The sequence below is a fragment of the Lysobacter sp. M15 genome (genome assembly GCF_022662515.1).
Taxonomy (GTDB): Bacteria; Pseudomonadota; Gammaproteobacteria; order Xanthomonadales; family Xanthomonadaceae; genus JAKPBU01.
Window position 1 is genome coordinate 71,026 of record NZ_JAKPBV010000007.1, and the last position, 25,744, is coordinate 96,769.

General features: G+C 68.2%; 23 protein-coding genes. 11 read left to right on the forward strand and 12 right to left on the reverse strand.

The window, feature by feature from the left end; translation table 11 throughout:
- Positions 1 to 74: 74 nt before the first annotated feature.
- Positions 75 to 866 (reverse strand): sulfite exporter TauE/SafE family protein, encoded by a 792-nt coding sequence (locus MC380_RS06580; RefSeq protein ID WP_242163766.1) that lies wholly within the window; start codon positions 864 to 866, stop codon positions 75 to 77.
- A 219-nt stretch (positions 867 to 1,085) separates the two neighbouring features.
- Here MC380_RS06580 and MC380_RS06585 point away from each other — a divergent pair, with 219 nt between their 5' ends.
- The 3 genes from MC380_RS06585 to MC380_RS06595 all read left to right on the forward strand — a co-directional run bounded on the left by MC380_RS06585 (position 1,086) and on the right by MC380_RS06595 (position 4,830).
- A complete protein-coding gene (locus MC380_RS06585; protein WP_343223545.1) occupies positions 1,086 to 3,047 on the forward strand; it encodes a transglycosylase SLT domain-containing protein in 1,962 nt (653 codons plus the stop codon).
- Positions 3,048 to 3,209: 162 nt separating this feature from the next.
- Positions 3,210 to 3,587: a PH domain-containing protein gene (locus MC380_RS06590; RefSeq protein ID WP_242102383.1), complete on the forward strand. Its 378-nt coding sequence runs from the start codon at positions 3,210 to 3,212 to the stop codon at positions 3,585 to 3,587.
- Positions 3,588 to 3,609: 22 nt separating this feature from the next.
- A complete protein-coding gene (locus tag MC380_RS06595; RefSeq protein ID WP_242163770.1) occupies positions 3,610 to 4,830 on the forward strand; it encodes a multifunctional CCA addition/repair protein in 1,221 nt (406 codons plus the stop codon).
- Between the two features lie 9 nt (positions 4,831 to 4,839).
- Here MC380_RS06595 and MC380_RS06600 read toward each other — a convergent pair whose 3' ends face one another.
- The 3 genes from MC380_RS06600 to MC380_RS06610 form a co-directional block, all read right to left on the reverse strand.
- On the reverse strand, positions 4,840 to 5,112 hold the full coding sequence (locus MC380_RS06600; RefSeq protein ID WP_242163772.1) for a DUF4242 domain-containing protein: 273 nt from the start codon (positions 5,110 to 5,112) through the stop codon (positions 4,840 to 4,842).
- Between the two features lie 114 nt (positions 5,113 to 5,226).
- Complete coding sequence (locus tag MC380_RS06605) at positions 5,227 to 6,309, reverse strand: heparan-alpha-glucosaminide N-acetyltransferase domain-containing protein (protein ID WP_242163774.1); 1,083 nt, start codon at positions 6,307 to 6,309, stop codon at positions 5,227 to 5,229.
- Complete coding sequence (locus tag MC380_RS06610; RefSeq protein ID WP_242163776.1) at positions 6,302 to 7,393, reverse strand: LacI family DNA-binding transcriptional regulator; 1,092 nt, start codon at positions 7,391 to 7,393, stop codon at positions 6,302 to 6,304. The genes MC380_RS06605 and MC380_RS06610 overlap by 8 nt, the downstream gene beginning before the upstream one ends.
- Positions 7,394 to 7,828: 435 nt before the next feature.
- Between MC380_RS06610 and MC380_RS06615 the strand changes: the two genes are divergently transcribed.
- Together MC380_RS06615 and MC380_RS06620 are read left to right on the forward strand one after the other, a co-directional pair.
- Positions 7,829 to 8,848: a glucokinase gene (locus MC380_RS06615; protein ID WP_242163778.1), complete on the forward strand. Its 1,020-nt coding sequence runs from the start codon at positions 7,829 to 7,831 to the stop codon at positions 8,846 to 8,848.
- 88 nt (positions 8,849 to 8,936) lie between these two features.
- Positions 8,937 to 11,702 (forward strand): TonB-dependent receptor, encoded by a 2,766-nt coding sequence (locus MC380_RS06620; RefSeq protein WP_242163780.1) that lies wholly within the window; start codon positions 8,937 to 8,939, stop codon positions 11,700 to 11,702.
- Between the two features lie 170 nt (positions 11,703 to 11,872).
- On the opposite strand, the gene MC380_RS06625 is transcribed toward MC380_RS06620, so the two are convergent.
- Together MC380_RS06625 and MC380_RS06630 are read right to left on the reverse strand one after the other, a co-directional pair.
- Positions 11,873 to 12,292, reverse strand: a complete 420-nt coding sequence (locus MC380_RS06625; RefSeq protein ID WP_242163782.1) for a VanZ family protein — start codon at positions 12,290 to 12,292, stop codon at positions 11,873 to 11,875.
- A complete protein-coding gene (locus MC380_RS06630; protein WP_242163784.1) occupies positions 12,289 to 13,509 on the reverse strand; it encodes an SAM-dependent methyltransferase in 1,221 nt (406 codons plus the stop codon). Before MC380_RS06630 ends, MC380_RS06625 begins: the two co-directional genes overlap by 4 nt.
- Positions 13,510 to 13,616: 107 nt before the next feature.
- On the opposite strand from MC380_RS06630, the gene MC380_RS06635 reads away from it, so the two are divergent.
- The gene (locus MC380_RS06635; RefSeq protein WP_242163786.1) at positions 13,617 to 14,357 is read left to right on the forward strand and encodes a pteridine reductase; all 741 of its coding nucleotides are present in this window, start codon (positions 13,617 to 13,619) and stop codon (positions 14,355 to 14,357) included.
- Positions 14,358 to 14,570: 213 nt separating this feature from the next.
- On the opposite strand, the gene MC380_RS06640 is transcribed toward MC380_RS06635, so the two are convergent.
- The 3 genes from MC380_RS06640 to tsaD are packed head-to-tail and all read right to left on the reverse strand — an operon-like array spanning position 14,571 to position 16,389.
- Positions 14,571 to 14,984, reverse strand: a complete 414-nt coding sequence (locus tag MC380_RS06640) for a 2-amino-4-hydroxy-6-hydroxymethyldihydropteridine diphosphokinase (RefSeq protein ID WP_242163788.1) — start codon at positions 14,982 to 14,984, stop codon at positions 14,571 to 14,573.
- On the reverse strand, positions 14,968 to 15,318 hold the full coding sequence (gene folB / locus MC380_RS06645) for a dihydroneopterin aldolase (RefSeq protein ID WP_242163790.1): 351 nt from the start codon (positions 15,316 to 15,318) through the stop codon (positions 14,968 to 14,970). Before folB ends, MC380_RS06640 begins: the two co-directional genes overlap by 17 nt.
- Positions 15,319 to 15,330: 12 nt before the next feature.
- Positions 15,331 to 16,389 carry a tRNA (adenosine(37)-N6)-threonylcarbamoyltransferase complex transferase subunit TsaD gene (tsaD, locus tag MC380_RS06650; RefSeq protein WP_242163792.1) on the reverse strand — a complete coding sequence of 353 codons (1,059 nt, stop codon included), beginning with the start codon at positions 16,387 to 16,389 and terminating at the stop codon, positions 15,331 to 15,333.
- A 144-nt stretch (positions 16,390 to 16,533) separates the two neighbouring features.
- On the opposite strand from tsaD, the gene rpsU reads away from it, so the two are divergent.
- The 3 genes from rpsU (at position 16,534) to MC380_RS06665 (ending at position 18,329) form a co-directional block, all read left to right on the forward strand.
- Entirely contained in the window at positions 16,534 to 16,749 is a 216-nt protein-coding gene (gene rpsU, locus MC380_RS06655; protein WP_056134345.1) for a 30S ribosomal protein S21, read from the forward strand.
- Positions 16,750 to 16,954: 205 nt separating this feature from the next.
- Positions 16,955 to 17,401, forward strand: coding sequence for a GatB/YqeY domain-containing protein (locus MC380_RS06660; RefSeq protein WP_242163794.1), 447 nt, complete (start codon positions 16,955 to 16,957; stop codon positions 17,399 to 17,401).
- Positions 17,402 to 17,408: 7 nt separating this feature from the next.
- Complete coding sequence (locus MC380_RS06665; protein ID WP_242163796.1) at positions 17,409 to 18,329, forward strand: YihY/virulence factor BrkB family protein; 921 nt, start codon at positions 17,409 to 17,411, stop codon at positions 18,327 to 18,329.
- 3 nt (positions 18,330 to 18,332) lie between these two features.
- On the opposite strand, the gene MC380_RS06670 is transcribed toward MC380_RS06665, so the two are convergent.
- Positions 18,333 to 19,220: a Vps62-related protein gene (locus MC380_RS06670; protein ID WP_242163798.1), complete on the reverse strand. Its 888-nt coding sequence runs from the start codon at positions 19,218 to 19,220 to the stop codon at positions 18,333 to 18,335.
- Positions 19,221 to 19,347: 127 nt separating this feature from the next.
- On the opposite strand from MC380_RS06670, the gene dnaG reads away from it, so the two are divergent.
- Positions 19,348 to 21,066, forward strand: a complete 1,719-nt coding sequence (gene dnaG / locus MC380_RS06675; protein WP_242163800.1) for a DNA primase — start codon at positions 19,348 to 19,350, stop codon at positions 21,064 to 21,066.
- Positions 21,067 to 21,416: 350 nt separating this feature from the next.
- On the opposite strand, the gene MC380_RS06680 is transcribed toward dnaG, so the two are convergent.
- Entirely contained in the window at positions 21,417 to 22,553 is a 1,137-nt protein-coding gene (locus MC380_RS06680) for a membrane dipeptidase (protein ID WP_242163802.1), read from the reverse strand.
- A 507-nt stretch (positions 22,554 to 23,060) separates the two neighbouring features.
- On the reverse strand, positions 23,061 to 24,311 hold the full coding sequence (locus MC380_RS06685; RefSeq protein ID WP_242102365.1) for an FG-GAP-like repeat-containing protein: 1,251 nt from the start codon (positions 24,309 to 24,311) through the stop codon (positions 23,061 to 23,063).
- A gap of 400 nt (positions 24,312 to 24,711) precedes the next feature.
- Here MC380_RS06685 and MC380_RS06690 point away from each other — a divergent pair, with 400 nt between their 5' ends.
- On the forward strand, positions 24,712 to 25,611 hold the full coding sequence (locus tag MC380_RS06690; RefSeq protein ID WP_242163804.1) for a hypothetical protein: 900 nt from the start codon (positions 24,712 to 24,714) through the stop codon (positions 25,609 to 25,611).
- The last annotated feature ends 133 nt before the right edge of the window (positions 25,612 to 25,744 follow it).

Here is a 25,744-nt window from a genome sequence, read left to right on the forward strand (position 1 = left end):
CCCCTGTCACGCGGCCTGACCAGGTTTGTAAACGTTTCGTAAAGGCTCGGCAAGTCCCTTTCGGATGTAACCGCTTACTGGAAGAAGAAACTGCAACCCACCGCGATCAGGAACACCGCAAATACCCGTTTGAGCGCCCGTCCAGACAGACGATGGGCCAGCCGGGTGCCGTAAGGCGCCGCCAGTACCGAGGCCACGGCCACGCCGGCGGCGGCCGGCAGGTAGACATAGCCGACCGCGCCAGGCAGCGACAGGGCGCCGGTGGGCGCCTGCAGCGCATAGCCTAGTGCACTGCCGATGCCGATGAAGATGCCGCAGGCGGACGACGTCCCCACCGCGCGCACCGGAGCCACCCCGCGCCAGACCAGCAGCGGCACGGTCATGCTGCCGCCGCCAATGCCGACCACCGCCGAGACCGCGCCGATGCCCACGCCCGCCGCGGTGTAGCCGGGCCCGCGCGGTGCGGGCGCACCGTCGGCACGCACCCGATCGCGTCCGAACAGCAGCTGGGCGGCGGCGACGAAGCAATACCCCGCCACGCACCAGCGCAACACGTCGCCATCCAGACCGATCGCGAAGCGGCTGCCCAACCAGCCACCCACCAGCACGCCGGGCACCATCCAGGCGGCAGTGGGCCATAACACGCTGCCGCGAAGGTGGTGGGCACGCGCCGAGGACGCGGCCGTCAGGACGATGCTGGCCATCGAAGTCGCCAGCGCGGCGTGCATGGCAGCCTCGGCGGGCACGCCCAGCAGCGGCAGGATCCAGGCCAGCGCCGCCACCAGCACCAGACCGCCGCCGATCCCGAGCAGGCCTGCGAGCGTGCCGGCGATCGCGCCGAGGACGAGGTAGGCGACGTATTCCATGCGTTGGCAACCCAGGACGGATGCCGTGCAGTGTGTCATTGCAGCGCCGACCTCCGCCGCGTACGTTGCAGGCGCGCGGGCGGAGCGCATCCATTTGCTGAACCGACCACGTCCCGTTACGGCGGCAGCCAACGCAGCGTCGGCATCGCCTGCACATCGCTCGGCTATAGTCGCCCGATGCCTGCCCGATCCCCCGCTAAATCCTTGATTGCCCGACGTTTGCCGACACTGACCCTGTTGCTGTGCGGCATCGCTTCGCCCGTGTTCGGGCAACGCCCGCCCGACGACACCGTCCTCGGCACCGCGATCGCCGCGGCGGAAGCAGGCCGCTTCGATGCCGCGCAGCATCCCGGCATCGCCACGCATCCTGCTTACGGCTGGGTGGAATACGCCGCGCTGCGGCGGAACATGGACCTGATGCTGCCCGTGCAGGCCCAGGCATTCCTGGGCCGTTATCGCGGCCAGCCGCTGGCCGAGGCCTTCCGGGCCGATTGGCTGGCCTCGCGTTCTCGGGTGAAGGACTGGGCGGGCTTCCGCGCAGCCTGGTCGCCCCAGGTGCGGAGCACGTCGCTGCGCTGCGCGGAGCTCAACGCACGCCTGGCCGCCGGTGCGGCGGACGCGCAGTGGGTGAGCGATGCCCAGGCGCTGTGGCGCAGCAGCGCCAAGGCTTTCCCCAGCGAATGCGACGAGCCATTCGCGGCGCTGGCTATGCGCGGCGGCCTGACCCCGGCGCTGCGCTGGGAACGCCTGGAGAAAGCCGCAGCCGAATGGGACCCGGAAGTGATGCGCAGCGCCGCCGCCGGCTTGCCCGCCGACGAAGCCGCGCTCGCCAACGACTACGCCGCCTTCGTCCAGGCCATCCACCCGCGCGCACTGAACTGGCCCAAGACCGCACGCAGCCGGCTGATCGCCTCGTATGGGTTGGCCCGCCTAGGCAAGTCGGTGCCGGGCACCGCCGAAGCGCAACTGCCGAAGTACGCGCAGGCGCTGGGCTTCACCGAAGAAGACCGCGCTCGCGTCCTCTACCAGATCGCGCTGTGGACGGTGGCCTCGTACGAACCCGAATCGGCGCGTCGCCTGGCCGCGGTGCCTGCTTCCGCCTACGACGAGCGCCTGCACGAATGGCGGGTGCGCGAAGCCCTGGCGCGCAGCGACTGGCGCGCAGCGCTGGATGCCATCCGGCGGATGAGCGACAAGCAGCGCAGCGATTCGCGCTGGACCTGGTTCGAGGCCCGCACCGCGGAACTCACCGGCGACAAGGCCGGCGCGCAGGCGCTGTATCGCAAGGCGGCGCAGAAATCCGATTTCCACGGCTTCCTCGCCGCCGACCGGCTCGACCAGCCCTATGCGCTGTGCCCGTGGCTACCGGACGACAGCGCGGCAGCGAAAGCCGCCGTCGCGCGCGATCCTGCCCTGGTCCGCGCGATTTCCCTGTTCCGCGCCGAGCGCAAGGCCTGGGCGCAAAAGGAGTGGGAGGACGCGCTGTCGCGCTTCGACCAGGCCCAGCGCCGGCTGGCCGTCGCCGTGGCCCAGGAAGGCGGCTGGTTCGACCGCGGCGTGTTCGGCCTGGTCAACGTCGGCGGGAAGAATTATCCCGAGGAAACACGGCTGTACCAGCTGCGCTTCCCGATCCACCACGCCGATACGATCCGGCGCGAAGCCGCGAAGCATCGGCTGGATCCGGCCTGGGTGGCGGCCGAGATCCGCGCCGAAAGCGTGTTCGATCCCCGGGCGCGCTCGCCCGCCAATGCGATGGGCCTGATGCAGGTGCTGCCCGGCACCGGCGCCGAAGTCGCGCGCAAGGCCGGCCTGCCCTGGGGCGGCGCGCAGAGCCTGTACGACGCGGACACCAATATCGTCCTGGGCACCACGTATCTGCGCCAGCTGCTCGACAAATACGAAGGCAAGCCCTATGAGGTGATCGCCGCATACAACGCCGGGCCGGCGCCGCTCGCCCGCTGGAAGACCCAACGCCCCGGCATGGATCCGGACATCTGGATCGAGACCATCAGCTACAAGGAAACCCGCGACTACGTGGCGCGGGTGCTGTCCTTCTCCACCGTGTACGACTGGCGCATGAGCGCTTCGGACAAGCGCGAGGGCGATGCCCTGCGCCTGACCGACCGCATGCATGGGCGCAGCGGCCCGCGCAAGAAGTTCAGCTGCCCGCTGGCGAGGTAGGTCGGGCGCCTTTGTGGGAGCGGCCTTGGCCGCGAATGCCTTTGCTCCGGACAATAGAACAAGAGCATTCGCGGCCAAGGCCGCTCCCACGAAACCGCTGTCTCCAGCCGCTTTCCCACAGCGTGCTCCTACAATGCCCGTCCTCCACCAGGAGTCACACATATGGGCCTGATCGACACCCTCCTCGGCCACGCTGGCGAGACCCCGATCGACGCCATCGCGGAGGAATTCGCGCCGCTGCTGGCGCCGGGCGAAACCCTGCAGCGCGCCTTCGCCATGGTCCGCGATCTGGTTGTGTTCACCGACCGGCGCATGATCCTGGTCAACAAGCAGGGCGTGACCGCGAAGAAGGTGGAATACCGCAGCATTCCCTACCGCGCCATCAACATGTTCGCGCTCGAAACCGCGGGCCACTTCGAACTGGAGACCGACCTGCGGATCTGGATCAACGGCCAGGCCGCGCCGCTGGACCTGCATCTGGAACGCGGCGGCGGTGCCGCGCAGATCATGGCGGTGCTGGCGCAGAACACGTCGAAATAGCGGCTCCGGCAAGGCTGTCCGCATGCAGAGCTATCTCGTCGGCGGCGCGGTCCGCGATCGCCTGCTCGGCATCGAAGGCGGCGACCGCGATCACGTGGTGGTGGGCGAAAGCGTCGAGTCGATGCTGGCGGCCGGATTCAAACAGGTCGGGCGCGACTTCCCGGTGTTCCTGCATCCGCAAACCGCTGAGGAATACGCGCTCGCGCGCACCGAGCGCAAGTCCGCGCGCGGCCACACCGGCTTCGTGGTGCACGCCGATCCCTCGGTGACGCTCGAGGAGGATCTGGCGCGGCGCGATTTCACCATCAATGCGATCGCCCAGAGCGAGGAAGGCGACCTGATCGATCCGTTCGGCGGCGTGCGCGACATCGATGCGCGGGTGCTGCGCCATGTCGGCCCGGCATTCGTCGAGGATCCCCTGCGGGTGCTGCGCGCGGCGCGGTTCATGGCCCGGCTGGCGCCGCTGGGCTTCCGCATCGCCGACGAAACGATGGCACTGATGCGCAGCATGGTCGAAGGCGGCGAACTCGATGCACTCACCCCCGAGCGCATCTGGCAGGAACTCGTGCGCGGCCTCGCAGCCCGGCAGCCATCTGCATTTCTGCGCACGCTGCGTGATGCCGGTGCGCTGGCGGTGGTCCTGCCGGAGGCGGATGCGCTCTACGGCGTGCCGCAACGGGCCGAATACCATCCGGAAGTCGATACCGGCGTGCACGTCGAGCTGGTCTGCGACATGGCCGCGACGCTGGCGCCGGGCGATGCCGTGATCGGCTTCGCCGCGCTGACCCACGACCTGGGCAAGGCGCTCACGCCCGCGCAGGAACTGCCCAGGCACCTGATGCACGAACACCGCGGCCTGGCGCCGCTGCGCGCGCTGTGCGACCGGCTGCGGGTGCCGACCGAACACCGCCAGCTGGCCGAAATGGCCTGCCGCGAACACCTCAATGTGCACCGCCTGCTCGAGCTCAAGGACAGCACCGTACATGACCTGCTGGTGCGCTGCGATGCATTCCGCAAGCCTGCGCGGATCGCCCAGCTGGCCGTCGCCTGCGAAGCCGACAAGCGCGGACGTGCCGGACTGCAGGACCAGGCATATCCGCAGGCGGCCGAACTGGTACGTCTGCATGCCGCTGCCCAGGCGGTGCGCAGCGATGACATCGGCGCCGAAGGCCTGCAGGGCCCGGCCTTCGGCGCGGCCCTGCGCAAGGCGCGCATCGCCGCCATTCGCGCCGCGCGCGCGTGAAGCCCGACGTTATTCCGCGCTGGTCGGGTCGATGGTGGCGGTGACCCGGTTTACGGCGTTGGCCGGGAAGCCGCCGCGCTGCGCGTGTTCGAAGATCTCGGCTTCGCTGGGGGCGATGTATTCGCAATAGACCTTGTTTGCGGTGACGTGGCTGCGCACCCATTGCACCTGCGGTCCCATCTCCCGCAGCACGTCGCAGGACTTCTGCGAGATGCCGCGCAGTTCCTCCGGCGGCAGCGCCCCGGCGCCGGGAATCTCGCGTTCGATGATGAATCTGGGCATGGGCATGCTCCGCGCGCGGACGATCCCGCACCAGGCCCAACGCGACACCACCGCGGCAACGGTCACGCCGCTCCGAGCGCCGAACTCATCGGTGCGGGGCGCCCCTGGCTGACATCAGATGCGCAGACGGAGCCCGCGTCGATCCATGGCGTACACGATGACCCACCACGTCAGCACGAACGTCATGGCGAAGGCCAACGACGGCAGGTGCGACCCCCAACATGGCGTCATCCATTGCGCGAATCCGACGCGATAGAGCGGTTCCCAACATCCGGCTGCCGACAGGGCGTAGACCATCGCCGCCGAGCCGGCGTAGGCGGTGATCGCATTGGCCCCGAAGCGGCGCCCGAGCGCGGGCCAGTGCCGGCGGTCGATCAGCGCATGGCACGTCGCCAAGGCCAGTGCGGCCCAGCCGCCGCTCCACAGCACATAAGAGGGCGTCCACAGGTTTTTGTTGAGCGGAAGCAGAAGACTCCACAACCCGCCCAGCAACAACAACGCGGCGCCCATGGCCCAGAGGCGCAACGCGCGCGCATGCCGCAGCCATTCGCCCGCACGCACGCCCAGGAGCGTGGTGGCGATGGCCGGAAACGTGCTGAGCAGGCCTTCGGGCTCGTGCCCGCGGCCGCTGGCGGGATCGAACTGGTAGACCATCGACCCGAGCAGGGCCGTGTCCACCCGGCTGGCGAGGTTGACCTCGGGTTCGAATCCGCCGTAACTGGCCAGCAAGGCCCAGTAACCCAGCAGCAGTGCCGCGATCGCCGCCCACTGCGTGCGCGCCGTGGCATGCAGGGCCAGCAGGCCCGCCACGCCATAACAGATGCCGATGCGCTGCAGCACGCCCCACGGGCGGAAGTCACCGCGCTGCAGCAGCCAATACGCCAGCGCGTGCAGCACCAGACCCAGCGCGACGATCCGGACCGCCCGCAGCAGCACAGCCCGGCGTAACTCCGCCGTCTGCATGCCCGCATCGGCCCGCGGCGCCAGGCCCAGGGAGATCGACGCGCCGACCACGAACAGGAAGAGCGGGAACACCAGATCGGTCGGTGTGAATCCATGCCACGGGGCATGCCGCAGCCATGGGTAGACATGCGCCCAGTCGCCGGGATTGTTGACCAGCAGCATCGCCGCGACGGTGATGCCACGCAGCGCGTCGACCGATGCGAATCGGCGCGGCCGATCGCCCGGCTCAACCATCCCCGTGCGGGAGGCTGCGCGGGCGCATCGGCGCCGTCGAACCGCGCACGACCAGCTGCGGAACGAAGCCCTGGTTGAGCACGGGCATCGGATGGTCGTCGTAGGCGTCCTCGCGCAGCCCGCTGATCAGCAGCCGCGCGGCATGCCGCGCGATGTCCTCGGTCGCCTGCTTAGCCGTGGTCAGGGCCGGCCAGGACTGGCGCGAGAACGGACTGTCCTCGAAGCCGGCGATCGACAGATCGTAGGGCACGTTCATGCCGGCCGAGCGCGCGGCCGCGAGCACGCCGGCAGCGATCTCGTCGTTGCAGCCGAAGATCGCAGTCGGCGGATCGCGCAGGGCCAGCAGCCGGCGGGCACCGCGGAAGCCATCATCGAAGGTGTAGTCGCCCGGCACCACCAGATGCTTGTCCAGGGTGATGCCGTAATCCTTCAACGCCTGCTCGTAGCCCAGGTAACGCTCGGAACTCGAACGGTGCGCGGACCCGCCCCACAGGAAGCCGATCCGTTCGTGGCCCAGCTGGATCAGGTGCTCGGTGATTTCGTAGGCCGCATCGCGGTCGTCCACATACACGCAGGGAAACCCGTCGCCAGGATCCTCAGTGGCGGCCATGATCCGGACCAGCCGCAATCCACGCGCGGCCAGGGTCTTCACCAGTTCGAGCGATTCGGCCATCGGTGCGGTCAGTACCAGGCCGGCCAGCCGCGACCGTCTGGCCCATTCGGTCAACTCGTCGGCGAGCAGCGGCGAGCTCGCATCGCAGGGATGGATCTGCAGGTCGTAGCCCGTTTCCCGGCACGCCGAGAGCACGCCGTTCTGGATGCCGATGATGTGGTACGCGTTGGGGTTGTCGTACACCAGCCCGATCACGAACGAGGTCGCGCTGCGCAGGTTGCGCGCGGACGAATCGGGTTCGTAGTCGAGTTCGTCGATCGCATGCAGGACACGGGTGCGCGTGGCCTGCATCACCGACGGCTCGTTGTTGATCACCCGCGAAACGGTCTTGAGCGACACCTTCGCGCGCTCGGCGACGTCCTTGATGGTCGCCCGACGCGGTGCCCGCGAGCTGGTTTCGGATCCGCTCATTTCGTACAAACCCGGCGTTGGCTCATCGGGACCTCCTGCACGTCGCGTTCGGCGACGCGGCTGCACGGGCGGCGGTATCGGCTGCGGTGGTGAGCCACGTTGGGTTCGCCAAGGGCGCCTCTGCGGAACAGGTGCTGTCAACGTTGTCACATCATCCAAGGAATGGTCAACGATTTCCGCGCAGACTCACGGTGCACTGCAGCATTTTTCGACGACCCTCCAAGTCGCGCCATTTTCGAGCTGGGTTGGTCCACGCAATAGCTGAAATTCCATAAGATTCAAAGACTTATTCAGACAACTGACGCAGAGCTTCCGGGTCCAGCCGCCCTCCGGCGCCAAGGGATGCCATGCGCCGGGCCATGCTTCGTGACCAGGTCTTGACAACGTTGTCTTTACCTGCCGAGACTCCGCTCGACCGTCCGATCGAGGAACCCCGTGAGCCTTGCGCATGCCCCGCCAGCGGATCGGACCCGCCGCCAGCCGTTCCTGGCAGCCGATGTCGGGGGAACCCATGTGCGGCTCGGGCGGGTGTGCGCAAGCGGCGACCCAGCGCAGCCGATCACCGTCCTCGACTACCGCACCTACGTCTGCGCGGACTACGACGGACTGGAACCGGTCATCGCGGATTTTCTTGGAGCAGGCGGCGAGACCGCAGTCAGCGGCGGCGTCATCGCCAGTGCCGGGTACCAGCTGGAAGACGGACGCCTGATTTCGGCCAACCTGCCCTGGGCCGTCCAGCTCGCGCAGCTGCGCGCGATGCCGGGCCTGGGCGATCTGCGGCTGGTGAACGATTTCGAGGCCGTCGCGCACGCCGCGCCCTATTTCGACACCAGTGAAGTCCTGCATCTGGCAGGTCCGGCCCATGCGGTCTCCGGCCCGGTTTTGGTACTGGGCCCGGGCACCGGCTTCGGCTCAGCCCTGTGGATCCCCTCCGCCGCGGGCCCGGCGGTGCTGGCAACCGAGGCGGGCCAGGCCGCATTGGCGGTGGGCACCGATCTCGAGATCGCCCTGCTGCAGGAACTGCTGCGCACGCGCTCGCACCTGCCGGTCGAGCACCTGCTGTCAGGACCGGGCCTGCTGAACCTGTATGTGGCGCTATGCGCGCTGCACGGCGAGGCGCCGGTTTGCACCACGCCGCGCGAGGTGAGCGACGCCGGCATCACCGGACGCGAAGCGCGTGCGGTCGAAAGCCTGTCCGTGTTCTGCGGCCTGCTCGGCAGCACCGCCGGGGATCTGGCGCTGACCTACGGGGCGCAGGGCGGCGTGTACCTGGCCGGCGGGATCCTGCCGGGCATCCGCGAATTCCTGGTGCGCAGCCGGTTCATCGAGCGGTTCCTGGACAAGGGCCTGATGCGCGAGGCGCTCGAACGCATCCCGGTGAAGCTGGTCGAGCACGGCCGCCTCGGGGTGCTCGGCGCCGCCAGCTGGTACCTGGGCCAGTCCGGCCCCTCCTGATTCCACTCGCATCCGCCGCGCCGCGACGGATGCGATGACCACGACAACCAAGCGACGGATCGCACCCCATCCACGAGGAGAACCCGCCATGACGTACCGCACTTCCGTCCTGTCCGCAGCGATCGTCGCCTGCCTGGGCCTGTCCACACCGGTGCGGGCGCAGGAGAGCGCAGCGCAGCCCGTCGCCAGCGACGCGCAAACCACAGACGAGCAAGATGTCGAGGAACTCGACGCGATCACCGTGGTGGGCATCCGCGGCAGCGTGGAGAAATCGCTCGACAGCAAGCGCAATGCCGATTCGCACGTGGAAGTGGTGACCGCCGAGGACATCGGCAAGCTGCCGGCCAAGAACGTCGCCGACACCCTGCAACGCCTGCCGGGCGTGAACATCAGCTCATCGAGCGCGACCGAAGGTGGGTTCGATGAGAGCGACCGGATCAGCCTGCGCGGCACCAGCCCCAGCCTGACCCAGACCCTGGTCAACGGACATACCGTCGGCACCGGCGACTGGTTCGTGCTCAGCCAGGTGCAGACGGTTGGCCGCAGCGTCAGCTATTCGCTGTTGCCTTCGGAGATCGTCAGCCAGGTGGTGGTGCACAAGTCGTCCCAGGCCAAACTCACCGAAGGCGGCAGCGCCGGTTCGGTCGACATCATCACCCGGCGGCCGCTGCAGTTCGCCGATGAGATCACCGCCGAGGCGATGATCGGCGGCGTGTACGCGGACCTGCCGGGCGAGACCGATCCGCAGTTCAACGGCCTGTTCAACTGGCGCAACGCCGACAGCACCCTGGGCGTGATGGTGCAGGCGTTCTACGAAAAGCGCAGCCTGCGCCGCGACGGCCAGGAGATCGTGGGCGGGTTCCAGACGATCGCCGACGACGCGCCCGTAGTCGCGACCAATCCCGACCTGGCGGGTGTGCTGTTCCCCAACCTGATGGGTGCCGTTCTGTTCGAGCAGGAGCGCACTCGCAAGGGCGGCGTGCTGGACATGCAGGTCAAGCCCAGCGAAAACGTCACCTTTGGCGTCAACGCGTTCTATTCGAGGCTGGAAGCGGACAACTACAACCGCAACTACATGATGTGGGCAAGCCAGTTCGTGCCGAACGTGGCCCCGTTGCCCGGCTACACCATCGAAGATGGCGTGCTGACCCACGCCGAGTACGGCCCGGAAACGTCGACCACGGTGCGCCCGTACGGCGTGTACGACATGATCTCGCGGCCGAACGCCAGCTCCGAATCCAAATACATCACCTTCAGCGCCGACTGGCGTGTGACCGACAACTTCAATCTCAAGTTCAAGGGTGGCGACACCGAAGGCCATGGTCGCAGTCCGACCCAGGACGTGATCGAGACCGGCACCGCCGGCAACGCCGGCGCCAGCTGGACCATGCACGGCGCGCATTCGCCCGCGGACTGGACCCTCGGCGGCGACAACACTTCGCCCGCGGGAGTGCTGCTTGGGTCCGGGTGGATTTTCGGCGGCCAGGGCATCGACGCGCTCGACGAAGAGGAGTGGGCGCAGGCCGACGGCGAGTTCACCTTCGTCGAAGGCGCGCTCGCCTCGCTCGACTTCGGCGTGCGTTATTCCGACCACACCCGCGAGAACCTGTTTGAAGTGGCGCAGGGACCGAACTGGGCCACCGACTGGACCAACTCGGCCAACTATCCGCTGGGTGATTTCCAGAACTATCCGGGCGACCACGGCAGCGGCATTGGCGGCAACGCACCAGGCGGCATCTGGTACTGGACGCCGGAACAGCTGGCCGAGCTCAACGAGCGATTCGCCAACCGCAACCCGGTCGAGCGCTTCTACTGGCCGGACCTGTACCGGGTGAACGAAAAGAGCGGCGCGGGCTATGTGCAGGCCAACTTCCAGGGCGAACGCTGGAGCGGCAACCTGGGCTTGCGCTACGTGCGCACCAACCAGCTCACCGTGAGCAACGTGGCGGTCAACCCGACCCTGCCGCTCGACCAGCAGCCGGAAGGCACGATCAACGGCTCGGCATTCGGACCCTACCTGCCCACGCCGGTGCGCAAGACCTATTCGGAATTGCTGCCAAGCGCGAACTTCAAGTACGACTTCAGCGACACCCTGGTCGGACGCCTGGCCGCATCGAAGACCCTGACCCGGCCGGACTTTTCGGCCCTGGCCGGATCGGTGTCGCTGGATGACCTGACCCATACCGGCAGCGGCGGCAACCCGAACCTCGACCCGATCGTGTCGACCAACTTCGACGCCTCGCTGGAATGGTATTTCGCCCCGCGCGCGCTGCTGGCGGTGAGTCTGTACTCGATGGATATGAAGGACTACGTGACCTTCGGCACCACCACCCAGCAGTTCATCGACCAGGCAGCCAGCGCCGCGACCGGTCAGCTGGTGGTGTCGGACTACGCCGTATCGAGCCCGACCAATACCGATGCGCAGGTGCGCGGCGTCGAGGTGACCTACGAGCAGCCGATCGGCGAGCACTTCGGCATCGCCGCCAACTACACCTATGCCGACAGCGATTCGGACGGGGCCAAGCCGGTGTATGGCACGTCGAAGAATACCTACAACCTGTCGGGCTACTTCGAGAACGATCTGTTCAATGCGCGCCTGAGCTACACCTACCGTTCCGATTTCTATGCCGGCGTGGCCCGCACCGACGACTTCTTCCAGGCCGGCGTCGGCAACCTGTCGGCATCGCTGGGATACAAGGCGACCGACTGGATGAGCATCTCGCTCGATGCGCTCAACCTCAACGATCCGAAGCTGGAGTACTACAGCCAGGTCAACGGCGAGGGTCGCAAGCTGCCGTACGCGTTTTACGAGAACGGGCGCCAGTACTACCTGAGTCTGCGTTTCAAGTTCTGAGCGCAGCCATCATGCAAGGGCCTGGCTTCGGCCGGGCCCTTGCGTTTTCCGATAGACGCGAAAGGACTCGTTTCCCAGACACCTCTCGCGTCTCATGCATTCGTACAGGTCGGGCTACGCGCCTGCCCCTGCTTGCGCTGGAAGATGCGCGTCGGGGCGGTAGCCCCGAGCTACGGTCGCCTGTTGTCGAAACGCAGCAGCGCATCGCGCCAGCGCGTGAACTGGGTCGCCAGTCCGGCCAGCACGCCGAGCGTATTGGCCAGCGCATCGCGCGTGTCCATCGCGCGGCCCAGGCCCATCTGGCCCTGCAGATATTCCAGGCCGATGCCCATCAGCGCCAGCGCCACGCAGGCCGAGAGCAGCGAGAGCCGGCGTCCGAACAGCTGCACCGCGCCGGCCGCCAGCAACGCGTAGCCGACGAGGTGTTCGAGCTTGTCGGTGCCCGCCGGCACCGAGGGCAGGCTGGATGGCGGCACCAGCGAAGCCACGCACACCGCCGCCACCGCCGTGGTCCACAGACCCGCCCACAGCCAGGGACGCCGGAACGGCTTGAGCGAACGGCCTGCAAGGCGCGGGGCGGCGCGATTCACAGCCGCCAGCTCAGGTCGCCGGCCAGGAACGCAGCGCCGAATTCCACGTCGCGCGCAAACCCCATCGCCTGGAAGCGCTCGCCCATCTGATCGGGCATGGTCAGCGTCCGGGCCTGCTGGCGCAGCCGCTGCAGCGCGGCCTCGCCGCGGGCGCGGGATTCGGCTTCCTGCAGGCGCTGTTCCAGACCATTGCCGATGAGAAAACTCGCCTGCGTGCAGTAACCGGCCAGGTCGAAGCCGGCCTGGGTGCCAGCCTCGGCCAAGGCGGTGAAGTCCACCGAGGCGGTGATGTCCTGCAGCCCCGGTGCGGCGAATACGTCGGCGACCACGTGGTGGCGCCGAAATGCGCGCAGGGTGCCTTCGCTGCGCTGGGGCTGATAGTACTCGCGACGCGGATAGCCGTAATCCACGAACAGCATCGCGCCCGCGTCCAGGCCGCCGGCCACTGCCTGCACCCAGTAAGGCAGCTGCGGCAGCAGCTCGGACCGGTAGCCGTCGGCGAAGCGCTCGTCCAGCGAACGTTCGACGTGGCGCACCGCCGCGGCCAGCAGCGGATCGGCCGGGCGGTCCTCGCGAACGAAGCCGCCATCCGGCGCCAGCACGACGTGTTCCTCGAACACTTCCCCCTCGCGCAGGGTGAAGCGCGGCGTGGGCAGCGCATCGATCACCTCGTTCGCGAACAGCACCCCGTTCCAGCGCTGCGGTGGCGGCGCGTCCAACCATTCCACCAGATCGAACAGCAGCGGGTTGAGGCGCTCGCGCAGCCGCTGCTGCTGGCGTGCGCGCAGGTCGGCGCTCGGTTCCAGGATCGCGTAACGATCGGGCACGGCATCCAGCGCCAGCAGCCGCTTGAGCGCGGTTTCGGCAAAGGCGCCGCTGCCGCCGCCCAGCTCCAGAACCTGCGCCTGCGGGCCGAGCTGCTGCAGCACCGGCGCCACCGCATCGGCCACGCAGGCGGCGAACAGCGGCCCCAGTTCCGGCGCGGTGACGAAATCGCCGGCCTCGCCGAACTTGGCCGCGCCGGCGCTGTAGTAGCCCAGTCCGGGCGAGTACAGGCACAGCTCCATGAAGCGATGGAACGGGATCGCCCCGCCGCCCGCGACGATCTCGTGCCGGATCAGCGCACCCAGGCGCTCGCTATGCGCCAGCGCGTCGGCATCGGGGGGCGGCAATGTACTCAGGCGAAGCTCCGGCAAGCACGCGGCACAGGCACCCATTGTAGGAGCGACGTGAGTCGCGAAGCGCTTGCCCCGATCGTACAGAAGCAAAAAGCTCGCGACTCACATCGCTCCTACGGCGATGGCGGGGCATGCGAACATGGGCCATGGATTCCGCCCGCCCCGTCGCCCTGGTCACCGGCGCCGCCAAGCGCATCGGTGCGCAGATCGCCAGGCGCCTGCACGCGCATGGGTACGACCTGGCGCTGCACTACCGCAGTTCGCAGACCGAGATGGACGCGCTGGTGCGCGAACTGGAATCGGCGCGCGCGGACAGCGTCATCGCGCTGCAGGCCGAGCTCGCCGAATTCGATCGCCTGCCGGAACTGGTGGCCCGGACGGTCGGTCGCTTCGGCCGGCTGGATGCGCTGGTGAACAATGCTTCGACCTACTTTTCCACGCCGTTTGGCAGCGCGACGCCACAGCAATGGGACGCGCTGTTCGCGAGTAACGCGCGTGCGCCCTATTTCCTGGCCCAGGCGGCGGCGCCGCACCTGCAGGCCGCGCGCGGCGCGATCGTCAACATCGCCGACATCTATGCCGACCGCCCGCTGCGCGGCCACAGCGTCTACTGCATGGCCAAGGCCGCGCTGGTGATGGCCACCAAGGCGCTGGCCGTGGAGCTGGGCCCGGACGTGCGTGTCAACGCGGTGGCGCCCGGCAACATCCTGTGGTCGGACAATCCGGTGAAGGCGGAAACACTGGACACGGTGCAAAAACGCACCGCGCTCGCGCGCCAAGGCGAGCCCGACGATATCGCTGGCACCGTGCTCTGGCTGCTGACCGCCGCCCCCTACGTGACCGGTCAGGTGCTGGCCGTGGATGGCGGCCGCAACCTGTCGATCTGACCCGGCGACCTTCCCGCTCTACGCGAACCGGGCAACGCCGTAGACCGGGCCTCTGCGTCCGACTTCCGTTCGCACCGATGCATGCGGGTCGGGGACGTAGCCCCGACCGACGTCCTGGTACCTGCTATTGAAGAAGCGCAACACCGTAGGTCGGGCCTACGCGCCCGACGTCCGCTCGCACCGATGCATGCGCGTCGAGCCGGTAGCCCCGACCTACATTGGGTCGAAACCGATCTGCGCCAGCAGTTCCCGCACGTAGTCGCGCTGCAGGTCGTCCGGCTTGTGCGTCTGCACCCGACCCTGCGCATCGCGACTGGCGACCAGGTCGATATCCAAGGTCACTGCGGCATCGCCGCGCGTGCGGCCGGTTTCATCCTCGATCGCATGCAGGATCGTTCGCAACGCCGATGGCGGCAGGGTCGAACGGACGCGCACCGCGGCATTGAGGTAACGCGCCCCGTCGCCATCGCGCGTGCGCCGCGCCCGGGCGCAGTCCAGGACTTCGAAATGCTCCTGCAGCCGCCGCCGGGCATGGCGCATATTGGCGGCCCGGCGCCGATTGGACCCGATCACCAGCGCATGCTCTGCAGCGCCGGTGTCTTCCGCGCCGCTAGTCGCCGGCGTCACGCACGATCTCCACTCCGACCGACGCCGCGCCCAGGGCCGCCGCCGCGAGCGGCTTGCGAATGCGCACCTTCGCCGTGATCGCGTTGAACGAGCGCAACAGATCCGCGGCCAGCGCCTCGGCCAGGGTTTCAAGCAACTGCGGCTCGCGCTCCGCGACCAGCTGGCGCACGCGCGCGCACACCGCGGCATAGTCGAGCGTATCGGCGACGTCGTCGCTGGCCGCCGGCTTGCGGTTGTCGTAGCCCAGTTCGATATCCAGCAGCAGCGGCTGCACGGCATCGCGCTCGTGCGCATAGACGCCGACCAGCGCCTCGACCTGCAGGCCTTCGATCAAGACCCGATCCATCTAGGCCGCGACCGCCGGCAGGCTCGCCATGTCCCAACGCGGGGTCACGTGCACCGCGGCATCGTCGTGCTGCCCAGCCTGCAGGCGCAGCGCACCGGCGAAGGCGATCATCGCACCGTTGTCGGTGCACAGCGCCGGGCGCGGGAAGCACACGCGCCCGCCACGGCGTTCGGCCATGAGCTGGAGCTTTGCGCGCAGACGCCGGTTGGCGCCAACGCCGCCGGCCACCACCAGCACGTCGCAAGCCGCGGCGTCGAGCGCGCGCTCGCATTTGATCGCCAGGGTGTCGATCACCGCGTCCTCGAAACCGCGCGCGATGTCGGCCTTGGTCGTCTCGCTCTGGTCGCTGTCGCGCCAGGCCAGCAGCACCTGGGTCTTGAGCCCGCTGAAGCTGAAGTCCAGGCCGGGCCGATCGGTCATCGGCCGCGAGAACCTGAACGCGCCGGGCTGTCCCGGCGCCTTGTCGGACTGCTCCGCCAGTGCGGCCAGCTGCGGACCGCCCGGATAGGGCAGGCCCATCAGCTTGGCGGTCTTGTCGAAGGCCTCGCCGGCCGCGTCGTCCAGAGTCTCGCCCAGCAGGCGGTAACGGCCGATGGCCTCCACCGCGACCAGCTGGGTATGCCCGCCGGAGACCAGCAGGGCCACGAACGGCGGTTCGGGCGGCCCGCGCAGCGGATCGTCCTCCATCAGCGGCGCCAGCAGATGCCCCTCCATGTGGTGCACCCCGATCGCGGGGATATCCAGCGCCCAGGCCAGGGAACGGGCCACCCCGGCCCCCACCAGCAGCGCCCCGACCAGGCCCGGCCCGGCGGTATAGGCCACGCCGTCGAGGTCCGCCACGCCCAGGCCGGCCTCGCCCAGGGTCTGGCGGATCAGGGGCAGCAGCTTGCGCACGTGGTCGCGGCTGGCCAGCTCCGGCACCACCCCGCCGTACTCGGCGTGCAGGGCGATCTGGCTGTAGACGGCATGCGCCAGCAGCCCGTCGGCTCCCTTGCGGGACGTGTCGTAGACGGCCACGCCGGTTTCGTCGCAGCTGGTTTCGATGCCGAGGACTTTCATGACCGCAATACGGGAGGCTAGGGGCTGGGAAAAGAGCCGGGCCCGCAGGCGACGGCCCGCCAGGTTGCGCCTGTACAGGACGCCCCGTTATCATACGCGGCTCGCCGGGCCAGGCCCGGTTGTTCCGACCCACCCGAGATTCCTATGCCCAGCGTCAAAGTCCGCGAAAACGAGCCCTTCGAGTTTGCCCTGCGCCGCTTCAAGCGCACCTGCGAGAAGGCCGGCGTGCTGGCCGAAACCCGCAAGCGCGAGTTCTACGAGAAGCCGACCCAGGAACGCAAGCGCAAGGCAGCGGCCGCGGTGAAGCGCCAGGCGCGCCGCAGCTCGCGCGACGTCACCAAGCGCCAGCGCCTGTACTGATCGCGGCGGGCCCACGCCCGTCCTGACGATCCAGAAAAAAGCCGGCACGCGCGAGCGTTGCCGGCTTTTTTCATGCTGCGCATGACAGGCCTGTGGTTTGCTGCGCAACCTGCGGGTCCCAGATTGCCCTCCCGACCTTCGCGCGGTCCCGCCGCGCCCGTGGCCACGAGGGTTGGACGAATCCCTTCCACGCGACGGAGATCCCATGAGCCTCAAGCAACGCCTCACCGACGACATGAAGGCCGCGATGAAGTCCGGCGACAAGCACTCGCTGGGTGTGATCCGCCTGGTCAACGCCGCGATCAAGCAGAAGGAAGTCGACGAACGCATCCAGCTGGACGACACCCAGGTGATCGCGGTGCTGGACAAGATGGTCAAGCAGCGCAAGGACTCGGTGGACCAGTACGAGAAGGCCAATCGCGAGGACCTGGCCGCGATCGAGCGCGCCGAGATCAGCGTGATCCAGCGCTACCTGCCGGCCAAGCTGGGCGAAGCCGAAATCCTGGCCGCCATCGACGCGGCCATCGGCGAGACCGGTGCGAGCGGCCCGGCTGACATGGGCAAGCTGATGGCAGCGCTCAAGCCGAAGCTCGCCGGCCAGGCCGACATGGGCCAGGTCTCGGCCCTGGTCAAGCAGAAGCTCTCGGGCTGAGCGCTGCTTGTCCGGTGTCCCGCCCCCGACCCGGGAACGCCAACGCGCGCAGCGTCGCGAACGACGCCTGGCCCGGCTCAAGGGCTCGCTGCCGGTGGCCTTGGCCAGGCGCTTCATCGAACTCGACATCCTGACCCACGCCGCCTCGCTCGCGTTCTACGCGCTGCTCTCGCTGGCGCCGCTGCTGGTGCTGCTGCTGTGGTTGACCGCCTCGCTCTACGGCTCGGCGCAGGAGGCGATCGTGGACCAGGTGGGCGAGCTCGCCGGGCGTGAGGCGGCGTCGGTGGCCGACACCGTGATCGCCAATGCCGACCAGCGGCCGGGGATCGGTTCGATAGCCGGCCTGTGGAGCACCCTGCTGCTGTTCGTCGGCGCCACCGCCGTATTCGCCCGGCTGCAGGACGCGCTCAACCTGATCTTCCGCACCGATGCGGCGCGCCTGCCGGGGCTCCGCGCCTGGATCCGCAAGCGCGTACTGTCCTTCGGCGTTGTGCTGGCGCTGGGCTTCCTGCTGCTGGTCGCGACCGCGGTCAGCACCCTGCTGCAGCTGATCCTGGCGGGCATGCCCTCACTGCTGCCGGTGTTCGGCTCGCTCGCGTCGCTGGCCCTGTACGCGCTGTCCTTCGCCCTGCTCTACCACTTCCTGCCGGATCGCCGCGTGCGCTGGCGCCAGGCGCTGTTCGGCGGACTGATCACCGCCGGCCTGTTCGTGCTGGGACGCTGGGCGATCGGAATCTACCTGGCCAGCGCCGCGCCCGGCAGCGCCTACGGCTCGATGGGCGCGATGGTGCTGCTGCTGGTGTGGATGTATTACGCCGCCGTCGTGTTCTTCGGCGGCGCGCTGATCACCGCGGTGATCGACGAACGCGCGCGGGCACGGCGGATCGCGCAGGCCAATGCGGCGCCTCCGGCCGCGTCGCAGGGCTGAACCTCATTCGGGTTCGCGCGGGTCCGCCTCGGTGATCGGGCCCTTCTCCCACGACGGGCCGGTCGGTCCGCTGGTGTCGCCGATCCCGAATTCCTGCGCGCTGCCGCGCTCGCCCCAGAGCACGTGGCTGCCGAAGTAGGGTTCGCTGGTCACGTTCACCGTGGGCCGGTCGGCGAGATCGAAGCGGATGCCATCGCTTGAGGCCTGGTCGTTCACGCCCGGGAAGTTGGTGGTCCATTCGCCGGGCTCGGGGTAGCTGGCATGCGAGCCCTGGCCCACATAGACCACCGGACGCCCGTCTTCCTGCGGCGCATCGGCCCAGCTGCGCGAGATGTTCAGCCCGTTGTGCGCGCCGTAGCGCACTTCGACCGGCTGGAAATCCGAATCCAGCTGGATCGTGATCCGCTCCCAATCGCCCTCGTGGTTCTGCACATCGCCCAGGCCCGGCGGACCGTCGTTGTAGGCGTAGAAGAAGTAGTAGGTGAGTGTGTTGGTGCCGGAGTCGTACAGGAACAGGTTGCGGCTGTTGGCCAGGTCGCCATCGCGCACGCCATCGCCCAGATCCTCCTCGCGGTGGTCGAGGAAGATCTGGCCGTCGGCATCGGCGTTGTCCGGGCCGATCTCCGGCAGTTCGTCGGCGGGAATATCGCCCAGCCCGTGCAGCTCCTTGTCGCCCCAGAAATCGCGCTCCTGGCGCAGGGTCGACTGCTCGAGGAAGGTATTGGGGTCCTGCAGGAAATTGCCTTCGTCCGGATGGAAGTACAGGACCGGGGCGTAGCGTTCGGCCAGTGCCTGCTGCTGGGCCGGGCCCAGGCAGTACGGCGCCGACAGGTCGTCGACGGCGGGCGCGGCCGGGGTGGTGGAGCCGACCGGATCGAGGGCGACGGACATAGCGACTCCCGGTACGCGAGGATGGCCGGATGCTAGCGCCGGGTTCCGCGCCGCTGTATCCGGGAGGACCCTAGGTCGGCCCGTGCGGCAACCCGCATGAATACGCAGCGGATGCGATCATGTCGGCATGGCCCGCATTCCCGACGCTTTCATCGACGAACTGCTCGCACGCAGCGACATCGTCGAGGTGGTGGGCGCGCGCGTCCCGCTGAAAAAACAGGGCCGCGAATATTCGGCGCGCTGCCCGTTCCACGACGAGCGATCGCCTTCGTTCACGGTCTCGCCGACTAAGCAGTTCTACCACTGCTTCGGCTGCGGGGCGCACGGCACCGCGATCAGCTTCCTGATGAATTACGACCGCATGGAATTCCTCGATGCGGTGGAGGAGCTGGCCAAGCGTGCCGGCCTGGAAGTGCCGCGCGATACGCGCCAGCACAACGAGAACAACGACAGCCGCGACCTCTACGCCGCGCTCGAAGCCGCCGCGCGCTTCTTCGTCAAGCAGCTCACCGCCAGCGACAAGGCGCGCGCCTACCTGGACCGGCGCGAAGTGGACGCGGCCACGCGCGAGCGCTTCGCGATCGGCTACGCGCCCGACAGCTTCTCGGCGCTGCGCGATGCGCTGGGCACCGATGCGCGCCGGGTGTCGCTGCTCGAACGCGCCGGCCTGTTCTCGAAGAACGACAAGGGCAATATCTACGACAAGTTCCGCGATCGGGTGATGTTCCCGATCCACGACCGGCGCGGGCGGGTGATCGCCTTCGGCGGGCGGGTGCTGGATGCGGAAGATTCGCCCAAGTACCTCAACTCGCCCGAAACCGAACTGTTCCACAAGGGCCGCGAACTCTACGGCCTGTGGCAGGTGCGGCAGACGCACACCCGGATCCCGCGGCTGATCGTGGTCGAGGGCTATATGGACGTGGTCGCGCTGGCCCAGCACGGCATCCTGGAAGCGGTGGCCACTCTCGGCACTGCCACCACGCCCGACCATGCCGAACTGCTGTTCCGCAACGCCCCGGACGTGTACTTCTGCTTCGACGGCGACAATGCCGGCCGCCGCGCCGCGAGCAAGGCGATGGAATCGGTGCTGCCGCGCATGCGCGACGGCCGCCAGGCGTTCTTCCTGTTCCTGCCCGAAGGCGAGGACCCCGACACCATCGTCCGCCACGAAGGCGCCGCCGGTTTCGACGCGCGCCTGCAGCAGGCCACGCCGCTGTCGCAGTTCTTCTTCGACGAACTCTCCAACGAAGTCAACCTGGCCACCCTCGACGGCAAGGCGCGCCTGGCCGAGCGGGCCAAGCCGCTGCTGGCACAGATTCCCGACGGCGCCTTCGGCGACCTGATGCAGCAGCGCCTGACGGAGCTGACCGGCGTGGGCGCACGCAATGCGGCGCCGCAGACCCATGTGCCGGTGCAGCGGCCGTCGCAGGCGGCCTCGGGTACCCCGCGCCGCAGCCTGGTGCGCAGCGCGATCGCGCTGCTGTTGCAGCGTCCGGCGATCGGCCTGGCCGTGACCCCGCCGTTCGCGTTCGCGCAGCTGCGTCAGCCAGGCGTCGAACTGCTGGTGGAGATGCTAGACACCATCCATGCACGCCCCGACATCGCTACCGGCGCGCTGCTCGAGCATTTCGCCGAACGCGAGGAAAGCGCCGCGCTGCAGAAGCTGGCGAGCCAGGCGATCCCGGGCGACGAAGCGGGTTGGCGCGCCGATCTGCTCGGCGCGATCGAGCAGCTCGATGCACAGACCCTGCAGCAGCGACGCGAGGAACTGCAGTCACGGCTTTCGCAGCTGACCGAAACCGAAAAGCAGGAACTGCGCGCCCTGCTGAGCGCCCGCAGCCTGTAGCCCGCACCCAACGCACCGGAGCGTCGGCGGGGCCTTTCGGAACCTCGATAGGGGTGTCCGGAACATCGACGAGGCCGTTCGGAACGCCAGCGGGGTGGTTCGGAACGTCGCCGGGGGCGTTCGGAACGTCGGGTGGGATATTCGAAACGTCGGCCGGGGCGTTCGGAACGTCGGGTGGGGCGTTCGGAACATCGACGAGGCCGTTCGGAACGCCGGCGGGGTCGTTCAGAACGTCGACGGGGCCCTTCGGAACGTCGGGCGGGATATCCGGAACATCGGCCGGGGCGTCCGGAACATCGGCGGAGCCGCTCCGAACCTCGACGGGGGCGTCCGGAACGCCCGATCCGCCTCTAGTCGCCCCAGACCTCGCCCATCACCCGTGCGAAGTTGCCGCCCAGGATCTTGGCGATGCGCGCATCGCTATGCCCGCGCGCCGAGAGCAGGCCGGCGAGCACCTCGAAGCGGTTGGCCATATTGAGGTCGGGCACGAACAGCAGCAGGTTCGGATCGCGCCCCTGCTCGAAGATGCCGTCGGCGATCATGCCCTTAAGCATCTCGGTGTTCTCGCGCACGTAGTCCGGGGTGACATCGACCGGGGTCAGGTTGATGTCGGTGCCGATGCCCACGTGGTCCTCGCCGCAGACCTTGAGCGCGTGCTCGATGTGCCGGATCACGTCGGCGGAGGTCTGCTGTCCCTGCTCGCGGATATAGGGCCAGAAGATGATGCCGGCCACGCCGCCACGGTCGGCCATCAGTCTCAGTTCATCGTCGTGGACCAGGCGCGGCACGTCCACCAGCGCGCGGCAGCCGGTGTGCCCGATCAGCACCGGCGCCTTCGAGGCCAGGATCGCCTCGCGGATGGTGCGCTGCGAACCGTGCGCCAGGTCGATCACGACCTTCTCCGCGTTCAACCGTTCCACTACCTGGTGCCCCAGGTTGCTCAGCCCGGCGTTGCCCGGCTCCATGCAGCCATCGCCGATCAGGTTGCGGCGGTTGTGGGTCAGCTGCAGCACGCGCAGGCCCATGGCGCGGAACATCGGGATGCGGTCGGGGTCCTCGCCCAGCGGCTCGGTGCCCTGGAAGGTGAAGATCACGCCGACCTTGCGCTCGCGGCGCGCGCGCTCCAGGTCGGCATGGTCTTCGATCAGCGTCAGCACGTCCGGGTGTCGGGCGACGACCGCCTTCCAGGCTTCCATCTCGCGCTTGGTCTTCTCGAACGCGGCGTCGGTGTACCAGAACTGGCCCTGCGGCGCGGGCGCGACCATCAGCGCGGTCATGCCGCTGTCGCGCAGCGCCTGCAGCGCCGCGGGCACGCCCGGGTCGCCCTCGGGCAGATAGAACAGCTCGGAGCCGGACAGCGCGTCGATCGAGATCGTGTCGCGATACGGCGCCCAGCGCGGCGCGGCGGCGGCCATCCTCGGCACGCCGGTGAACGCGGCCAGCGCGGCCCATCCTGTTCCCTGCACGAATGCACGTCGACTCGTCATGCGCTTCCCCGATCCGGTCTCGCCCGACGGCGGACTCTAGCGCATGCCGTCCCGGCAACGCATGCGGGAGGCCGCGCTAGCCGCCATTCCGTCGCCGGGGGTCGGCGGATCAACGCTGGCGTCGACGCGGTCGGCATCTCCGACTTCACCCCCTTTCTGACCAAGCGGGCACTATCGCCGGAATCTGCACCGTGTCCTTTACGACGACGAGCGTGCCTAGAAGTTAAGGCGGTGTTCGACCGCATTTCGCGGCTACAGAACGTCGCTCCCCGCGTGTCTTACACCCAAGGCGAACAGATCGTGCAGGCCGTGCGCGGTCCCGGTGAGCCTGTGTTTCCTGATGTTCGACGACCAAACCCACGGCTTCCGCAAGAAGAGCAATGCCGAGCTGTTCGACGCGGCGAGCATCCTGTTCTGGTAGCGGCATCTGCTCGCGCCGTAGCGGCGAACGGCACGCAATCCGGCGGGCAGCGCCCGCCGGATCATGGCGTCCGGTTCGTGAGGACGCTAGTTCGCGGCGCCCATGACCGCCCACGCCTGGTTGGTCACCGCCGTCACCGCCTGCGGCGTTGCCTGATTGGCCGAACGCCAGATCGCGTTAGCGCCAGTGCTGAAACTACGCCAAAGGATGTCCGAGCGGCCGTCACCGTTGTAGTCGCCCGAACCGACCACCCGCCAGTTCGTCGACACGACGGGCACCGTCTGCTGCGTCGCCGAATTGGCCGAGCGCCAGATCGTGTTCGCGCCGGTGCTGCCATTGCGCCACAGGATGTCCGAGCGACCGTCACCGTTGTAGTCGCCAGAGCCGACGACGGCCCACGCCTGACTGGTCACCGCCGTTATCGCCTGCGGCGTGGTCTGGTTGGCCGAACGCCAGATCGCGTTGACCCCAGTGCTGAAATTGCGCCAGAGGATGTCCGAGCGACCGTCACCGTTGTAGTCGCCAGAACCGACCACATGCCAGTTCGTTGACACGGTAGGCACCGTCTGTGGTGTCGCCGAATTGGCGGAGCGCCAGATCGTGTTTGCACCGGTGCTGCCATTGCGCCACAGGATGTCCGAGCGGCCGTCGCCGTTGTAGTCGCCCGAAGCGACGACGGCCCACGCCTGGTTGGCCACCGCCGTTACCGCCTGGGGCGTGGCCTGGTTGGCCGAACGCCAGATTACGTTGGCGCCGGTGCTGAAATTGCGCCACAGGATGTCCGCACGGCCGTCGCCGTTGTAGTCGCCCGAACCCACCGCCCGCCAGCTCGTCGACACGACGGGCACCGCTTGCTGCGTCGTCGAGTTGGCCGAGCGCCAGATCGCGTTCGCCCCGGTGCTGCCATTGCGCCACAGGATGTCCGAGCGACCATCGGCATCGAAATCACCGTTGAAGTCGCTCCAATGCGTGGTAACTGGCGCGGCTTGGATGGTGATCCTGCCAGACATGCCCACGCCACCGGCCGACCCATGCGCCTCACAGAAATAACCGACGGCTCCTGCCGTTGGGAAGGCCACGGTTGCCGACCATGACTGGCTGCTCAGATTCCCGTTTCCACCGGCACCATCGCAGCCGTTGGCACAACGAAATGAAGTCACCGATCCGGGATCGGAAACCACGTTATGGAATCCGCCGCCATTCCGGAAAGTGACCGTATCGCCCGCCGTGATGGTCAGGCTGCTCGGCGAAAAGGTCAGGTCGGAACGCGCGGTCACGGTGTGATTCGCGGCGAACGCCGCCGCCTGGAACAACAGCCCGAGGACCGCGATCGACAATCTGACACCTATGCGGCGACGGCCGGCTCGACGGCAAATGATGCGATCGTTTTCGTCAGCTCGATGATCGCTATCAGCACCGGACGGCGATAGGGCAGTCGCCATTGGCTTCGCTCGATCGCCAGCAGGAAGACGAGGGCAAACCGTCTCAGTCGTTCGCATGGCACACCTCGGAGCGGTTATTGGGTTTGGAACCGCGTCTGCCACAGCTGGGTGCCACGATTGTCGACACCATTTGCCGACTTTACGCCGGTCGCCGCGCGCCGGATATCACCGCCAGCCCGCCATGCCATTCATCTGACCGACGGTCCTATGCGCGGGGGACCAGTGCCCGTGGCACCTGCGCACGGAGGGGCCGGACCGTAGCATCATCGCCACGGCCCACGGAGAAGGAACTGGAATGCGCGGACGATCCTTCCTGCTGTCGGCCCTACTGCTGTCTGGCGTGAGCACGATCGCGAGTGCCCAGACGGTCCATCGCGGCAATGAACAGCTGGATCCCGATCGCCCGGAGGCATGGGCGATGCACTACTTTACCGCCACCAGTTTCATGACGGGATTCGGACAGACCCCAACGCTGCGTCCCGGGCAATGGGCGGCTGCGGTCGAACTGGGACATGTCCCGAGCCTCAGCGACCAGCAGCAGCGGGTCGGGTTCAGCGGCTCCAAGTCCGAGGATCTCAACAAGTCGCCGGTGATCGGTCGCCTGCGCGGGCTGCTGGGGTTGCCTGGCGGCTGGGTCGCCGAACTGGGCTATACGCCGCCGGTGGAAATCGACGGCGCGCGCCCACGCGCCCTGGTCGCGGCGGCGATCGGTCGGCTCCTGCTTGAGCGCGGCGATTTCTCGCTGTCGGCCCGATTGTTCGGCCAGCACGGGTCGGTGAGCGGCGACATCACCTGCCCCGCCGAACTGGCGGGCGTCGAAGACGGCACCATCAACCCCTACGGCTGCCGGGCGCCGTCGGACGACCGGCTTCGGCTCAACTATTACGGCCTCGAGCTGACCCCGGCCCTGCGCCACGGCGCCTGGCAATGGCACGCCAGCCTGGCCGCCGTGCGGGTCGAAACCGAGGTGCAGGTGGATGCTCTGACCTACGGCGTGCATGACCTCTCCCGCCTGACCGCCAAGGACGTGCTGCCCGCCATTGCGTTCGGCACGACACGCGGTTTCGGCAGGCGCTGGCGCTGGGGCGCGGAAGTGCTCTACGTGCCGTTGCAGGTACAGCGCGACCCCGACCGCTCCACGGAGAACGATCCGCTCACCAGCGTGCGTCTGCATCTGCGCTACGAAGCGAACTGAGGTGAAGGCCGGTCGCTGCGGCCACGATCCGTGGTGAAGCACGGCACTGCCCGCCGGGTGGAGCACATTGAGTGAAGGTTGTACGGCACGGTGATGTCCTCGGCGAAGCGCCCGGCTTCGAGTAAAAACCCCG

Coding starts and splice junctions, on each gene's coding strand:
- MC380_RS06605 (WP_242163774.1), bottom strand. CDS start 6,309: ATGGTTGAGCCGGGCGATCGGCCGCGCCGATTCGCATCGGTCGACGCG.
- MC380_RS06620 (WP_242163780.1), top strand. CDS start 8,937: ATGACGTACCGCACTTCCGTCCTGTCCGCAGCGATCGTCGCCTGCCTG.
- MC380_RS06600 (WP_242163772.1), bottom strand. CDS start 5,112: ATGCCCAGATTCATCATCGAACGCGAGATTCCCGGCGCCGGGGCGCTG.
- tsaD (WP_242163792.1), bottom strand. CDS start 16,389: ATGAAAGTCCTCGGCATCGAAACCAGCTGCGACGAAACCGGCGTGGCC.
- MC380_RS06580 (WP_242163766.1), bottom strand. CDS start 866: ATGGAATACGTCGCCTACCTCGTCCTCGGCGCGATCGCCGGCACGCTC.
- MC380_RS06660 (WP_242163794.1), top strand. CDS start 16,955: ATGAGCCTCAAGCAACGCCTCACCGACGACATGAAGGCCGCGATGAAG.
- rpsU (WP_056134345.1), top strand. CDS start 16,534: ATGCCCAGCGTCAAAGTCCGCGAAAACGAGCCCTTCGAGTTTGCCCTG.
- MC380_RS06635 (WP_242163786.1), top strand. CDS start 13,617: ATGGATTCCGCCCGCCCCGTCGCCCTGGTCACCGGCGCCGCCAAGCGC.
- dnaG (WP_242163800.1), top strand. CDS start 19,348: ATGGCCCGCATTCCCGACGCTTTCATCGACGAACTGCTCGCACGCAGC.
- MC380_RS06610 (WP_242163776.1), bottom strand. CDS start 7,393: ATGAGCGGATCCGAAACCAGCTCGCGGGCACCGCGTCGGGCGACCATC.
- MC380_RS06680 (WP_242163802.1), bottom strand. CDS start 22,553: ATGACGAGTCGACGTGCATTCGTGCAGGGAACAGGATGGGCCGCGCTG.
- MC380_RS06590 (WP_242102383.1), top strand. CDS start 3,210: ATGGGCCTGATCGACACCCTCCTCGGCCACGCTGGCGAGACCCCGATC.
- MC380_RS06630 (WP_242163784.1), bottom strand. CDS start 13,509: ATGGGTGCCTGTGCCGCGTGCTTGCCGGAGCTTCGCCTGAGTACATTG.
- MC380_RS06670 (WP_242163798.1), bottom strand. CDS start 19,220: ATGTCCGTCGCCCTCGATCCGGTCGGCTCCACCACCCCGGCCGCGCCC.
- MC380_RS06690 (WP_242163804.1), top strand. CDS start 24,712: ATGCGCGGACGATCCTTCCTGCTGTCGGCCCTACTGCTGTCTGGCGTG.
- MC380_RS06595 (WP_242163770.1), top strand. CDS start 3,610: ATGCAGAGCTATCTCGTCGGCGGCGCGGTCCGCGATCGCCTGCTCGGC.